General features: G+C 44.7%; 6 protein-coding genes. 2 read left to right on the forward strand and 4 right to left on the reverse strand.

Annotated features, from left to right (window positions below):
- The coding region (locus ACED42_RS16415; protein WP_371703370.1) for a cadherin-like domain-containing protein at positions 1–9,163 on the forward strand (9,163 nt) is incomplete at its 5' end.
- A 232-nt stretch (positions 9,164–9,395) separates the two neighbouring features.
- On the opposite strand, the gene ACED42_RS16420 is transcribed toward ACED42_RS16415, so the two are convergent.
- The 4 genes from ACED42_RS16420 to ACED42_RS16435 form a co-directional block, all read right to left on the reverse strand.
- Entirely contained in the window at positions 9,396–11,165 is a 1,770-nt protein-coding gene (locus ACED42_RS16420) for a sodium:solute symporter family protein (RefSeq protein WP_009846515.1), read from the reverse strand.
- 396 nt (positions 11,166–11,561) lie between these two features.
- On the reverse strand, positions 11,562–12,188 hold the full coding sequence (locus tag ACED42_RS16425; protein ID WP_009846516.1) for a bifunctional 4-hydroxy-2-oxoglutarate aldolase/2-dehydro-3-deoxy-phosphogluconate aldolase: 627 nt from the start codon (positions 12,186–12,188) through the stop codon (positions 11,562–11,564).
- 73 nt (positions 12,189–12,261) lie between these two features.
- Positions 12,262–13,194, reverse strand: coding sequence for a sugar kinase (locus ACED42_RS16430; RefSeq protein WP_371703372.1), 933 nt, complete (start codon positions 13,192–13,194; stop codon positions 12,262–12,264).
- 34 nt (positions 13,195–13,228) lie between these two features.
- Positions 13,229–13,564, reverse strand: a complete 336-nt coding sequence (locus ACED42_RS16435) for a cupin domain-containing protein (protein ID WP_009846518.1) — start codon at positions 13,562–13,564, stop codon at positions 13,229–13,231.
- A gap of 332 nt (positions 13,565–13,896) precedes the next feature.
- On the opposite strand from ACED42_RS16435, the gene ACED42_RS16440 reads away from it, so the two are divergent.
- Positions 13,897–16,095, forward strand: coding sequence for a heparinase II/III family protein (locus ACED42_RS16440; RefSeq protein ID WP_029225577.1), 2,199 nt, complete (start codon positions 13,897–13,899; stop codon positions 16,093–16,095).
- Position 16,096 lies beyond the last annotated feature (1 nt).

Below are 16,096 nucleotides of genomic sequence, written 5' to 3' on the forward strand. Positions count from 1 at the left end.
GTCGCCACTGAAAGTGACGGTCAGCGATGATGTGCAAGGCATGCAAAACCAAACGCTGAGTATTACTGAACCAAATCTTGCTGATGGTACGGTAACGACTAACACCATTGATGTGATGCCAGTTCAAAGTGCCGACGGGGCAACGATTAGCCAGTTTACTTACGATAACAACGTGTACACGTTAGTTCAGGGGACAACCGGAGAGCAGGTTTTCCCTGTTGCTGAAGGTAAACTGTATATCACTCTGGAAGGTGATGTCCGTTTCGAACCTAATCGCAACCTCAATCATTCAGGGGGCGATATTGTTAAGACTATTACGGTCATGTCTGAAGATAAAGATGGTGACGAAGTCACGTCGACCGTTACGCTTACCATTTCAGATGGTGCTCCACCTGTTATTGATAACATACCACCAGTCGCCTTGGCTGAAGCAAACTTGCTTGATGGCACCTCTCCGAGCATAACGGTCACTCAAACCGGAACAATGACGTTTACATCTGGTAGTGATGATGTGAACCACTTCCGTATTGATACTGCGCAGTTCAACACAACTGGGGACCTAAAATCGGATGGTCTGGTTGTTAAGCTAAAAGAAGATCCTCTAAACAGCGACAATTATATTGGCTTCGTAGAAAACGGTGGTGTCCAAACGGACATTTTCACCATCACTTTTGATAGTTTGGTGCTTGGTCAATATACCTTCACATTGTTAGAAGAGTTAGATCACCTGCCTGTGCAAGGTAATAACGTTCAAATCTTCACCTTGCCAGTTATTGCGGTCGACCAAGACAATACGGATTCAGTAATTAAGCCTCTTACGGTGACTATTACTGATGATGTACCCGTCATTACGGATACAACAGTCGCGAGTACGTTTGTTGTTGATGAAGATGATTTAGGCTCTGTTGTGGCTCAAGCGACAGGCTCGTTTGTGACCACTGAAGGTGCAGACCAAGTTGAGGCTTATGAGCTACGTAACATCTCTGACCTAGAAACTACTCTGACATCAGGCAATGAAGCGATTTCGATCACTGAGGTCACTGGGGCTGCGAACACAACCACCTACCAAGGTGCGACCACGAGCGGGACTCCGATTTTTACTCTTGCACTTGGTAACGATGGGTCATACACATTCACTTTACTTGGCCCTCTAAATCACGCTACTGGATCAAATGACCTAACCATACCATTTAATGTTGTGGCGGTAGACGGTGATGGCGATGACTCCAACCAGTATCAACTACCAATTCAAGTCATTGATGATGTTCCAGTAATGACGCCGCCGACGGGCGAAACGGTTGTCGATGAAGACGACCTTTCAGGCATAGGTTCGGATCAATCTGACGACACCATTATCAATGGACTGTTCACCGTCGATGAAGGTGCCGATGGCGTTGTGAAGTATGAATTGGTTGATGAAGATTTAGTCTTGACCGGTTTAACCTCCGATGGAGAAAGCTTAGAGTGGCTAGCTGTTTCACAAAGCGGCACAAAATTCACATACGTTGCTCAAACTGTGACCAGCAATGAAGCCGTGTTCGAGATTATTTTCGATACCTCTGATAACAGCTATCAATTCGAATTATTTAAACCACTGAAGCACCCTGACGGTGCAAGCGAGAACACGATAGATCTTGATTTCTCAATCGTTGCTGAAGATTTTGATCAAGACCAAGCGAATGCGATCGATCTGAAGATCACGGTGACGGATGATGTTCCATTAGTGACAACACAATCGATTACTCGTGTTGAAGGTCAGGGTTATCGCGGCTCTATAGTCGATATGTTTGCTGATGCTACAGATGTCGGTGCCGATGGTGCGGTACTGAGCAAAATTGAGGCATTTGACGGAAGTGGAATTGTTTTCCGTTCAGGGAACAGTGGGTCTTACAGTAGTGACTTCGATTTAATTAGTGGTAGCCAACAGATTCGAGTTTACGAGCAAATTAATGGCTCTGTTGATCCTCGAGAACTGGGTAGACTGAAAATAAACTCAAATGGTGAGATTGAGTTTAGAGCCAATAATTACTTAGAGCATGTTGGTGATGAAATTAATTTCTCTATTAATGTAACAGCGAAGGATGGCGATTCAGATACGTCATCGACACCCTTGGACATCACTATTACGGATAGGAATTCGTCGAAAATCGCGCTGACAGTGACCACCTTTGAGGATGCGGGTAGAGACTCAACAATACCATATGCTGCAGGTGATGCTCCGATTCTTGAAAATATACAAGACAACCAAAGCGGATTACCTAATGCACCAGCTCAAGTTGCGCTTCAGGTTAACCTGAATGACAGGGATAACAGCGAGTCTATCGGTCAACTGATTATAAAAAACAGTAACCATAGAGGCACGTTCTATTACTTTGAGGGTGGTGAGTATCACAAGTTAACGCCTGAAACTAACGGTCAAATATTATTTGGACCGCCTCAAATGCAACAAAGCTATGCTTTAAACCCAAGTGAAGTAAGACAAACCATTGCAACCATCGAAAACCTTTATTTCGTTCCTGACCAAAACTATGGTTCAGATAGTAATGGCGTTGAGATCCGCTATCAATTGGAGATCGATAATGGAGGCACTCTTGACCACAAAGTAAACTCAAGTTTCAAAATCGAGATTGAAGCGGTAGCGGATATTGCAACTTGGGATGATGGTAACAGCACTTATCAGTATCAAGTCAATGAAGATGAAGATGAAGATGAAGATGAAGACAACGTCACGTTGCAGCTAAACGCAGTATCACAAGATAGTAGCCAAACTGAAACGATCACTTATGAGTTGAAAGTTGTTGAAGGTGACGGAAAGTTTGAGCTTCTTGATAAAGACGGCAATGTGCTTACGCTGACGGCGGGTGGTGTATATAAAATAGCGGCAGAAGACATTAACACCACCGTGGTTAACCCTATTGATAATTTCTCGGGTCAGATAGAGTTCGAAGCAACAGCGGTTACAGAGGAAACACTGAATCCTTATGAAGATACTGCTAACGGTGGGGCAAATGATAAAACTAAGGCTCGTTCTGTAGAGCAAAACATCATTATTGATGTCACCGCTGACGCGGATGCTGGAAAGTTCAGTGTTAATCGCATTCAAATCAACGAAGACAATATTGATAATCCCGACTACCTTGGGCCTTTGGATAACAAAGATGCATTCACGCTAGACGAAGTCATTACCATGACAGGGTCGGTCGATACGGATGGCTCTGAAGAACTGTTTGTTCGCATCAGCAATATTACAGAAGGCGCAGTGCTTTACTTCGTAGGTACAACCACGGTAGTTCCTATTGTCAGTGGTACCAATTACCACGAAATAGCGTATTCCGATTTGGCTAATGTTGAGGTGGTTCCAACTAAACACAGCAATGTGGATTTCACTTTTGATGTTACAGGTGTAGTGAAGGACACTGCAAACCTGTCAACCAACCCACAACAAGTCGATGTAGAAATACTCGGTACTAAAACGGTTAACGTTGAAGTGAAAGGGGTTGCTGACACACCTTATGGTGGGACGAATGGTACCGATTGGACCGCAATTACAGATGGTACTGCAAGCGGCGTTCAAACGACGATTCAAGAGAGTCAAAACGGCGACAGCTTTGCTCTGCTTGACTTCACGGTATTGTCGGGTGAGAGAAAGCCGGCTTCAGGCACTACACCATTACCGGACGATGGTTCCGAATCAATAACGGTCATCTTATCGGGTATTCCTGATGGCGTTATAATCGAGGATGGTGACGGTACGGTTATTGATCTTAACTTTGTGGGTTACGAAACCGGACCTGGCGGTAGCCCTGATTTATCAAAACCTATCTACGAAGCCAACATTACCGAGGCGGGTACAACGTCAGGTATTCGTATTCGACCTGTCGATTCTTCGACCGAGAATATCCATATTCAAGGCAAAGTGATCGTAACGGAAAACGACGGTCACACACTTTCTTTTGATCAAGAAATTCGAGTGTTGGTTGAGCCTATCATCGATACCTCAACAACCTACAACAACGTCACAAACGGGAACGAAGATACTGCTATCAACATCGATTGGCATCCTGAAGGCGTTGACTATATCGACTCAGATGAGCATTTCACTTCAATTAAGATTTTCGGTATTCCACCGGGTGTCACACCCACCGTAAATGGTGATGTGACTGTTGTGAATGATGGTGCGGGTACGTTAACGATTACCCCTAAAGACGCGAATCAGACGCCGGAACAATTTACCCAAATTGCACTAGCGAATAACTTTATTCAAATGACTCCGCCAACGGACTCTAGCGTTGATTTCACATTGACGACAGAGGTAGACGTTGAGGAGCGTGATCACGAATATGTGGACTCTTCTAACCCAGGTGAGGGTATTGCGACTGCGACGGTTAAAGGTACGATCAATGTTATCGTAAGACCCGTTGTTGAGACTCATGATGGCATCGATAATCAGCTTATCGTCGACGACGTGGCTGGAACTGGTTCTTTGGGTACGGTGAGCGCCGATCCTTTGACTGGTGTACTCAAGTTTACAACCAACAGCGACAATCCGTCCGCCACGGATGAATTTGTTATTCGATATCAAGAAACCGATGCATCATCTGCTATTGAGGAAGTCGACCAACTGGTTATTCAATTAACGAATAATGACCCGAATAAGACTCCATTATCAGATGACGTATTGAATCAATTACTCGTTATTGGCGCGGCTTATGAAGGCGATGGTCGTTGGGTTGTGACGAATGAGGACTTGTTTAGTATCAGTGCTCCTAATGGTCTTGGTTTCCCTCCTATTTCTAATCTTCCAGACGTATTCAATGACATCAAGATGACTATCTTTAGTACGGTGGTTGATCGCGGTGATGGTGTTGAGGTTGAGTCATCTCCTGCCGTTATTCGGGAAGGCGAAGTGACATTATCATTTCCAGAAGTACTTGTTGGGGGAGGCGAGGTTGCAGCTAACATTACAATGGATGCTAATAGTGTTGTCGACGCTATCGAAGACACGCAACTTGATTTAGGTGCAGTACTAAATGGTGTGATCACTTTCTCTGGAGAAGATGCTTCGGTAGACCAAGTGACCATTATCATTGATGACTCCGTGACCATTAACCCAGGAGGCACTTTCCCAATTAGTTTAGCGGGAAGCAGTGAAGTCGATTTTGTTAATGGAAAATATGTATTTGAGACAACCGTTGAACAGGGCGTTCCAACTGATTTCTCAGGGCTGTTACTTAACTTGCCTGCCGATTACTCGGGTGACTTTAGATTACCTCTAACCATAGTGACCAAAGATACGCTCTCTGGTGATGAGAAAACGTTAGTTACCGACGTCGTCATCAAAGTCGCGCCAGATGCGGAGACGGACCCTACGATTGAGGTGAATGTCGTCGGTTCGCTTGATGATGCCTTTAATCCTGTTGATAACGACGGTCAGGCTGGACAAGATCCGGTGGGTTACGAAGACACCTACATTCAACTCGACTTCAATTCGACTATTTCGGATCAGGTATCAGGCGTCGAAGGGGGGCAAGAGGCGTTTACATCCATTACTTTGACGTTGGATGACCCTTCAATAGGGGCATTCTATGACAATACGGGTACCTCACTTGGTACCTCAGTCACGTTTAATCAAGCTGAAATCGCGGCGGGGGCGCTCGATAATGTCCTCTTTAGGGCGATAGAAAACTACCCAACTGGAAATGATATTAACCAAGTGCAGATTAATGTAAGTGGTACAGTTACAGATACCGCAACCTACAATGATTCTGCTTTTCCGGTAGGCACTGCAACCGACTCCGATACCTTCAATACAAGTGTTCGTTTTGATGTTGTTCCGGTTGTTGATGATGTACATGTCTCTGGACCGGGTAGTGATCCTGATGTAATCGAGATTACCGGCAACGAAGACCAGCTTATTTCCTTGTCAGGTACAGGACCTGTATCGATTGCACTGACTGACCTTGATGGATCAGAACAGTTTGTATCGATTAAGTTCACCGATGTACCTGATGGCTTCCAGATGCGTGTAGATGCTGGTTCTGCTTACACTGTGAAAAACAACGGTGGTGGTGAGTGGAGTGTTCAATTGCCTCAAGCTTCTGGGCTTTCATTCGACTTAAGTGAAATTTCGATTTTACCGCCTAAAAACTTCAGTGGTACTGCTGAGTTTGGTGTTGAAGTGTTCACTCAAGAGTCGCTACTTGGCGTACCGACTGCGGCTGCAAACTTACCAAGCTTCAAACTACATGTGGTGCCTGTTGGTGACGATGTTGATACCAATCCTACGGACTCTGTAACAGGCAACGAAGGGCAGAATATTGATATCGAAATCAATGCGACTATTTTAGATAAAGAGTTGTCGGCCACAGGAAGCGGAACGTATACCGAAAATGCACCCGAAACCCTTCGAGTCGAAGTGGCAGGTGTTCCTCAAGATGCTTCTATCTACTACCCTGACGGAACCACTATAGGTAGCTATGATCCAGCGACGCAACTCTGGACACTAAACGTTCCAGCTCAGTCGTTAGATAAGATCGTATTTAACTCTGGCGAACATAATAGTGATACAGGTAATGCTTTGGGTATTAATGGTCCACTGCAGATTACCGTTCGTTCTGTGGATACAGATGCTGATAACACGGAGCATTTAGGCACACCAACGAGTTTCAATGTTGATTTAGTGATTGATCCTATCAACGATCAACCGACCTTTGTCAATGTGACTAACCTTGAAACGACAGAAGACTCTACTGGTGTGGCAATCAACAACTTTAGTATCTACGATATCGACGCAAACTTTGATAATCCAGATGCACCGTATGTACTGACGCTAAAAGTTGACCAAACACTGCCGGGTGCACAGGGCGAGTTTGTACTCCCAAGCACTCAATCCAATGGTGTGACATTTGTATTGCAGGCTGATGGCTCACTTGTCATGACAGGTAAAGAAGCTGACATCAATGCAGCGCTAACTAATGGCGAGGTTACGTTCAAACCGGACCCGGATCAGAACTATCTCAATCAGGGTGGGTTAGTGACCATTAATGCTACGATCGATGACGGTGGTAATAACGGTTTGATTGATGCGGGTGATCCGAATACCGCTCAAACGAATCAAACTACCTTCACTATTAAAGTGACGGAATATAATGATGCTCCGATAGCGGCCAATGTTGATTTGGGCTCGATTCCGGAAGATGGCCAAATCGTGATTGTTGAGGGTGACTTGATTACGGCAAGCTCTGATATCGAAAATCATAACCTTACCGTAACAGATATCAGCCTTACTCAAAATCAAGGTCAAGGTCAGCTTCAGAGGTTTGAGAACATTGCTGGGGCGGATGACAATTCGATTAATGGCCCATACTGGGTGTTCACGGCAGCTGATGATTATAATGGAGACGTCAAATTCAATTACTCCATTATCGATGATGGTACAACCGACGGTTCGCCGGACTTCAAAGTGGGCAGTGCGGAAATCAGCCTTGTAGTTACAGAAGTTAACGACCAACCAGTGGCAACCGATATTGATTTGGGCACCATGCTTGAAGAAGGTCAGCTAATCATCAAAGCTGAAGACCTGATTACAGCGACGACAGACCCTGAGGGGCATGCCATTACGGTAACTAAGGTCGAAATCGATCAAGGTCAGGGGCAAATTCAGAAGTTTGAGAACGTTGGTGGGGCGGATGACAATTCGATTAATGGCCCATACTGGGTATTCACGGCAGCTGATGATTACAATGGCGATGTTACATTCACCTATACAGTAGAAGATAACGGTACAACCAATGGCTCAAATGATTTCTTAACGGATACCGCGGAAATCAGCGTTGTGGTACAAGGTGTTAACGATACACCTGTTGTTAATGGTGACAATGTCACTGATTTTATTGATGAAGAATCGGGTCAGCTGCTGAGTGGCATCAATGTCAGTGATCCTGATTATGTTGATTCATTTTCTAATGACTTGATGACGGTCACTTTGACGGTGGATTACGGAACGTTAAATGTGTCGCTGCCTGCCGTGACAACTGTGATGGTGAATGGCAACAACACAGGTTCGGTTATCTTAGTAGGTACGTTGAGCGACCTAAATGCATTGATTGACACACCGACTAGCCCTGCGGGTGTTTATCTGGATGCGAGCCTGTCTCCAACCAATAGCATTGGCTTGGAAGTCATCGCGAAAGATAGCGGAAACCCTTCTGGTATCGTCATTGAAACCACGCCAGTTATCTATGATATAGCAGTGACTCCTGTGGCGAATGCGCCGACCTTGTCGATTGATACTGCGTCTAACTACGTCAGAAATATCACCGCTAACCAGTCTGTAAGCGCTAGTGGCGTTCCTTTGGTTGGTATTATTGCAGCCTTGACCGATATTACGGAAGAGCTAACGCTACGTATCAGTGATGTGCCTGCTGGTGCTCAAATTACGAGTGATGTGGGTTCAGTGACTGATGTCGGTAGTGGTATTTGGATTGCTACGGCGGATGCGATTGACACTGTGAAAGTGGTCGGACTTTCTGATACGCCGGGAAGCTACACACTCAAAGTGGAGGCGGTTTCAGAAGAGCTAGGTAACAGCGATACTGCAACATCGGCTTCGATAGACCTCAACTTGAACATTGTGTCTAACGGTGTTGATATCGATTTAGCTACAGAAACCGACGATGTTCAGTTATTGGCAGGGGCTGGCAATATCGACCTGACAGCGGGATCTGGAAATGATCGTCTGGAAGGTGGTTCGGGTAACGATACGTTAGTTGGCGGTGATGGTAACGACACGCTCATTGGTGGTGGCGGTTCCGATATTCTGACTGGTGGCGACGGTATGGATTCGTTTGTTTGGTTCAACATCGAAGATGGTGTCGAAGATACGATTACCGACTTTAGCTTATCTGAAGGAGACCAACTCGATCTAAGAGAAGTGTTACCTGAGCTGAAAAGTGCCTCACCAGATATAACAACACTGCTGCAACACATTGATGCGAAGGTTGACGGGGATGATATTGAACTTACGATTAACCCTGATGGCTTAGGCACGACAGAACAAGTGATTGTGGTTGAAGATCTTGCGCCTCAGCTGACGTTAAATGGCACCATGCCTTCTGATATTCTGGATGCGCTAGTACAGCAGAATGTTATGACTCACGGTTAACGCTCAATTGATAAGCGCTAGTGATTAGAAGTGAATAATTAAACCATAACGAAATAGGCCAGCAATGCTGGCCTATTTTTTATTAAATCTTGCTGAATGAGCCCCGATAAACCAATAGCCTCGATAAAACAATAGCCTCGATAAAACAACAAAAAGCCCATGCTGTCGGGGGAAAGCATGGGCACTATTTTATGTGTTATATCAGCTAAGCGAATAGTGTTCTTTCTCTATACTATTTGAGAATCGCTCCATCATTTAGCTTTTTTGCAGGGTTTTTGGCCGCATTAACCAGTAGGATACCAACGGTTAGTACCATCGAACCACATAGTAGGAACAACAAGCGTCCTGTTGGTTCGTTTGGAATCAGAGCCATTGCTAGGATACCGAAACCTGCTGTGCTGATAAGCTTACCAAGCATTGAACGCTGTTTAGTATCTAGGTTTTGTTGCTCTTCACCTTCCGCTACTAATGGTGTGTTCCAGTTAGTGAATAGTTGGTCAACTTCTTTCTCACGTTCAGGCGATAGGCCTTTGTAGAAGCGAGAAGTTAGCATGAAGTAACCACCAGTAAACACTACGTGAGCAGCTAAGCTAAGACCTACTTTCAAGTCGCTCCATTCACGGCCAGTAAGCGCTGTTTCCATACCGAATAGGTGCTCGATGTCTTCTGCTTGAAGCGAGATACCGAAGATGTAAGAAACGAAACCACCAACCACGAGAGTAGACCAACCAGCCCAGTCAGGCGTCTTACGAATCCACATACCAAGTAGTACAGGGATAAGCATTGGGAAGCCAATTAACGCACCTACGTTCATTACGATATCGAACAAGCTCAAGTGACGTAGAGAGTTAATGAACAAGCCAATCGCGATGATGATAACACCCATCATAATAGTCGTTAGCTTACTTACAATAACCAGCTCTTTCTGAGTCGCATTTTGACGAAGAATCGGGCTGTAGAAGTTCATTACAAAGATGCCAGCGTTACGGTTCAAACCTGAATCCATAGAAGACATCGTTGCAGCGAACATTGCTGACATAAGAAGACCAACCATACCTGCTGGCATTACGTTCTGTACGAATGCTAGGTAAGCAGCATCTCCCGCTTTATCACCCATAGAAGCGTACTCTAATGCGAACTCAGGCATGAATGCACTTACGTACCATGGTGGTAGGAACCAAATTAGTGGACCAACAACCATAAGGATACATGCTAGGCCTGCCGCTTTACGTGCGTTTTCACTGTCTTTTGCACATAGGTAACGGTAAGCGTTGATGCTGTTGTTCATTACACCGAATTGCTTCACGAAGATGAACACAACCCAAAGGATGAAGATGCTCATGTAGTTTAGGTTGTTACCTAACATGAAGTCGCCGTCGAAGTTAGCAACGATGTTAGTTAAGCCACCACCGTGGAAGTAAGCCGCAACCGCACAAGTGATTGTCACGGCCATGATTACAAGCATTTGCATGAAGTCAGAAGCAACAACCGCCCAAGAGCCGCCTGTTACTGCCATCAATACTAGAACCATACCCGTTACCACAATGGTTGCTTCCATTGGGATGTTGAATACAGCAGCTACGAAGATAGCGAGACCGTTTAGCCAGATACCTGCAGAGATAAGACTGTCAGGCATACCTGCCCATGTGAAGAACTGTTCAGACGTTTTACCAAAGCGTTGACGAATGGCTTCGATCGCCGTTACCACACGAAGTTGGCGGAACTTTGGAGCGAAGTACATATAGTTCATGAAGTAGCCAAAAGCATTGGCTAAGAATAGGATTACAATAACGAAACCGTCATTGAACGCGCGTCCTGCGGCACCTGTAAACGTCCATGCTGAAAACTGTGTCATGAAGGCGGTTGCACCAACCATCCACCACAACATTTTGCCGCCCCCTCTGAAGTAATCACTTGTAGAGGTGGTGAACTTACGGAACATCCAACCAATCGCGATTAAAAAGAAGAAGTAGGCGAGAACAACAAAAGTATCAATAGTCATCTTTTCAGCCTTTTAAGTTTCATAATTAACTGACACCTAGATTACTCCTTCCGCATGTTTATTTGTACTACAATATGTCTTTAGCGTGATCTGGGGCGCATGTTTATTTCATCATAGATGGCACTTAAAGCCGTTTAAGAGCTTAATTTTTTGCAATTATTTCAAACTTCATCGTTGTCGTCGGATAAATGCTTGAAAGTAAGTATTTAAAATAATAATACAAATATCCATGTGGTTATAGGGATTAGTTGAGCGAGCGTGTTGATTGAGAAGTGACAAAACTCTAATAAGTATGGTTAAAAATAAAATAGGTGTGTCCACTTTATATCACGTAATAAAAAAGCGAGCACAGAGCTCGCTTTCGTCGTTGAACAAGTGCAGCCGGTTAACGCGAACCTATCTATTGACTAGCTCGACAGCGTCACGAACAAGCTTGCCTAGTTCGTCCCACTTACCTTCGTCGATAAGGTTAGTTGGAACCATCCAAGTACCGCCACATGCAAGTACAGAAGGGATCGATAGGTATTCATCTACATTCTTCAAGCTTACGCCGCCAGTAGGCATGAATTTAACAGGGTAAACAGCGGTTAGTGCTTTAAGCATACCAGTACCGCCAGAAGGCTCAGCAGGGAAGAACTTCAACGTGCGAAGGCCCATTTCCATTGCTTGCTCAACTAGGCTCGGGTTATTAACACCCGGTACAATAGCAACGCCTTTATCGATACAGTATTGAACAGTGCGCGGGTTGAAACCTGGGCTTACGATGAAATCAACACCAGCTTCAATAGATGCGTCAACTTGCTCGTTAGTCAGTACAGTACCTGAACCGATTAGCATGTCAGGGAACTCTTTACGCATGATGCGAATCGCTTCGATTGCACATTCTGTACGTAGTGTGATTTCTGCACATGGCATGCCGTTTTCAACCAGTGCTTTGCCTAGGGGGATGGCATCTTCAGCACGGTTGATAGCGATTACAGGGATTACTTTTAGGTTTGCTAGTTGTTCATTTAATGTAGTCATGAATTCTTTCTCACGTTAATAATGGGTCTGCTTTCAACTAAGCAAACCCTTGATTAATAGTTAAAGTGCGCAATTATAGAGACAAATCAGGGGTCGCTTCTAGAGGAATGATAGCACCTGGATGCTGAATCACAGTCCCTGCCACAATGTGACCTGCTAATGCTGCATCACGCGCATTGCCACCGCTCAAGCGTTTAGCCAAGAAGCCTGCACTGAACGAATCGCCAGCCGCTGTTGTATCAACGATGCTGTCTACTGGGTTTGGTGCAACGTACTGAGCACTTTGGCTTTCAACCACTAGGCAGTCTTTCGCGCCACGCTTAATGATGATCTCTTTCACTCCAGACTCAGACGTACGTGCAATACACTGTTCAATGCTTTCGTCGCCATACAGCTCTTGCTCGTCATCGAACGTAAGTAGCGCTGTGTCGGTGTACTTAAGCATCTTCAAGTACCAAGAAATCGCTTCTTGTTGGCTTTCCCAAAGTTTTGGACGAAAGTTATTGTCGAAGAATACTTGGCCGCCTTGAGCTTTGAATTTGTCTAAGAAGCTGAATAGCTGCGTGCGTCCGTTCTCTGTCAAGATAGCAAGCGTAATACCACTTAGGTAAACCGCGTCAAAAGAAAATAGCTTATCAAGTAGAGCAGGCGTGTCTTGCTGGTCAAACATGAATTTTGCTGCAGCATCATTACGCCAGTAGTGGAAACTGCGTTCACCAGTTTCATCGGTCTCGATGTAGTAAAGTCCTGGTTGTTTGTGATCAAGCTGAGCAATTAAGCTAGTGTCGATACCTTCCGCTTGCCACTTTTCTAACATGTCGGTACTGAATGGGTCAGTGCCTAGTGCTGTTACGTAGCTCGTGTTGATATCTTGTTCTTTTGTTAAGCGAGACAAGTAAAGTGCTGTATTCAGTGTATCGCCACCAAAACTCTGCTGAAGCCCGTCTTTTTTCTGTTGTAGCTCAACCATGCACTCGCCAATGACCGCGATGTTTAATGATTTCATATGCTTACCTTAGCAACTGAGGTTGCGCTAGTTATTATTTTAGGAAATCTTCACGCGCAGGATTGAAGATATCAAGAAGGATGCTGTCTTGCTCTAGAGCAACGGCGCCGTGCATCATGTGTTTACGCGCGAAATAAGCATCGCCTTCTTTAAGCACTTTCTTTTCACCTTCGATTTCAGCTTCGAAGCTACCACGAACAACATAACCGATTTGGTCGTGAATTTCGTGAGTATGAGGATGGCCAATTGCGCCCTTATCAAAACATAGGTGTACAGCCATAAGATCGTCAGTGTACGCGACGATTTTACGCTTGATACCACCGCCCAATTCTTCCCATGGGTTTTCATCTAGAATAAAGAAAGAGTTCATTGTGTATCTCCTAATCTGTTTAAATCTTTTAAGTGTTACTTAACTGTGTTCATCATAAGGGAATGAGGTTAATTGTAATACAATATATCTAGAGTTGTGTGATATTGATCAAGCGATACTTTATATATCGCAAATAAATCAACAACTTAACAAATGCCTGATATTTAGTGTTATCTATTCATATCAATGGCTTATGCGGGTTTATGTGATTCTTCTCATCATTTTGCGACGAACAGGTACAATTAAAGCTAATATTGTATTACTTTATATGGAGTTTGAAAATTTAATCAAAGTTTAAACCGATAAACTCTTTATTGAGGGTGACAAAGAATATGACGACTAAACCAGTATTGTTGACTGAAGCAGAAATAGAGCAACTTCACCTTGAAGTGGGCCGTTCTAGCTTAATGGGCAAAACCATTGCAGCGAACGCGAAAGACCTAGAAGCGTTCATGTGCTTACCTATTGATGTTCCTGGTCACGGAGAAGCGGGTGGTTACGAGCATAACCGCCATAAGCAAAACTACACGTACATGAACTTAGCTGGTCGCATGTTCTTGATCACTAAAGAGCAAAAGTACGCTGACTTTGTTACAGAACTACTAGAAGAGTACGCGGACAAATATCTAACGTTTGATTACCACGTACAGAAAAACACTAACCCTACAGGTCGTTTGTTCCACCAAATCTTGAACGAACACTGCTGGTTAATGTTCTCAAGCTTGGCTTACTCTTGTGTTGCTTCAACACTGACACAAGAGCAGCGTGACAACATTGAATCGCGCATTTTCGAACCAATGCTAGAAATGTTTACGGTTAAATACGCACACGACTTCGACCGCATTCACAACCACGGTATTTGGGCAGTAGCCGCTGTGGGTATCTGTGGTCTTGCTCTAGGCAAGCGCGAGTACCTTGAAATGTCAGTGTACGGCATCGACCGTAACGATACTGGCGGCTTTCTAGCTCAAATCTCTCAACTGTTTGCACCTTCTGGTTATTACATGGAAGGTCCTTACTACCACCGTTACGCGATTCGCCCAACGTGTGTGTTCGCTGAAGTGATTCACCGTCATATGCCTGAAGTTGATATCTACAACTACAAAGGCGGCGTGATTGGTAACACAGTACAAGCAATGCTGGCGACAGCGTACCCGAACGGTGAATTCCCGGCTCTGAACGATGCATCTCGCACAATGGGCATCACAGACATGGGTGTTCAAGTTGCCGTCAGTGTTTACAGCAAACATTACTCTTCAGAAAACGGCGTAGATCAAAACATTCTTGGTATGGCGAAGATTCAAGACGCAGTATGGATGCACCCATGTGGTCTTGAGTTATCTAAAGCATACGAAGCGGCTTCTGTTGAAAAAGAAATCGGCATGCCTTTCTGGCCAAGTGTTGAATTGAACGAAGGCCCTGAAGGTCACAACGGCGCGCAAGGTTTTATCCGCATGCAGGATAAGAAAGGCGACGTTTCTCAGTTAGTGATGAACTACGGCCAACACGGCATGGGTCACGGCAACTTCGATACGCTGGGTATTTCTTTCTTCAACCGAGGTCAAGAAGTGCTACGTGAATACGGCTTCTGCCGTTGGGTGAACGTTGAGCCAAAATTCGGCGGTCGTTACCTAGATGAAAACAAATCTTACGCACGTCAAACGATTGCTCATAATGCAGTAACCATTGATGAAAAATGTCAGAATAACTTTGACGTTGAGCGTGCAGACTCAGTACACGGCTTGCCTCACTTCTTTAAAGTAGAAGACGAGAAAATCAACGGCATGAGTGCATTTGCTAACGATCACTACCAAGGTTTTGACATGCAACGCAGCGTGTTCATGTTAAACCTTGAAGAGCTTGAATCTCCGCTATTGTTAGACCTTTACCGCTTAGACTCTACAAAAGGCGGCGAAGGCGAGCACCAATACGACTACTCACACCAATATGCAGGTCAGATTGTTCGCACTAACTTTGAATACCAAGCAAACAAAGAGTTAAACACGCTAGGCAGCGATTTCGGTTATCAACACTTATGGAACGTCGCAAGTGGTGAAGTCAAGGGCACAGCACTTGTGAGCTGGCTACAAAACAACACGTACTACACTTGGCTAGGCGCAACGTCTAACGACAATGCTGAAGTTGTCTTTACTCGCACTGGTGCTAACGATCCAAGCTTCAACCTACGTTCAGAGCCTGCATTCATTTTACGTAGCAAAGGCGAAACAACACTGTTCGCTTCTGTTCTAGAAACGCACGGTTACTTTAACGAAGAGTTCGAACAATCAGTAAATGCTCGCGGCGTTGTGAAAGACATCAAGGTTGTAGCGCATACAAACGTCGGTTCAGTCGTCGAAATCACCACAGAGAAGTCAAATGTGACAGTGATGATCAGCAACCAACTTGGTGCGACTGAGAGCACTGAACACAAAGTAGAACTGAACGGTAAAGTATACAGCTGGACAGGCTTCTACTCAGTAGAAACAATTTTAAACCCAGAATTAGCAAGTACAGCAGAGCAGGGGAAATAAT

The sequence above is a fragment of the Vibrio sp. FF145 genome, assembly GCF_041439075.1.
Taxonomy (GTDB): Bacteria; Pseudomonadota; Gammaproteobacteria; order Enterobacterales; family Vibrionaceae; genus Vibrio; species Vibrio tasmaniensis_A.

Bases quoted from the DNA above. Each gene is read 5' to 3' on its own strand.
- ACED42_RS16420 (WP_009846515.1), bottom strand. From the start codon at position 11,165: ATGACTATTGATACTTTTGTTGTTCTCGCCTACTTCTTCTTTTTAATC.
- ACED42_RS16425 (WP_009846516.1), bottom strand. From the start codon at position 12,188: ATGACTACATTAAATGAACAACTAGCAAACCTAAAAGTAATCCCTGTA.
- ACED42_RS16430 (WP_371703372.1), bottom strand. From the start codon at position 13,194: ATGAAATCATTAAACATCGCGGTCATTGGCGAGTGCATGGTTGAGCTA.
- ACED42_RS16435 (WP_009846518.1), bottom strand. From the start codon at position 13,564: ATGAACTCTTTCTTTATTCTAGATGAAAACCCATGGGAAGAATTGGGC.
- ACED42_RS16440 (WP_029225577.1), top strand. From the start codon at position 13,897: ATGACGACTAAACCAGTATTGTTGACTGAAGCAGAAATAGAGCAACTT.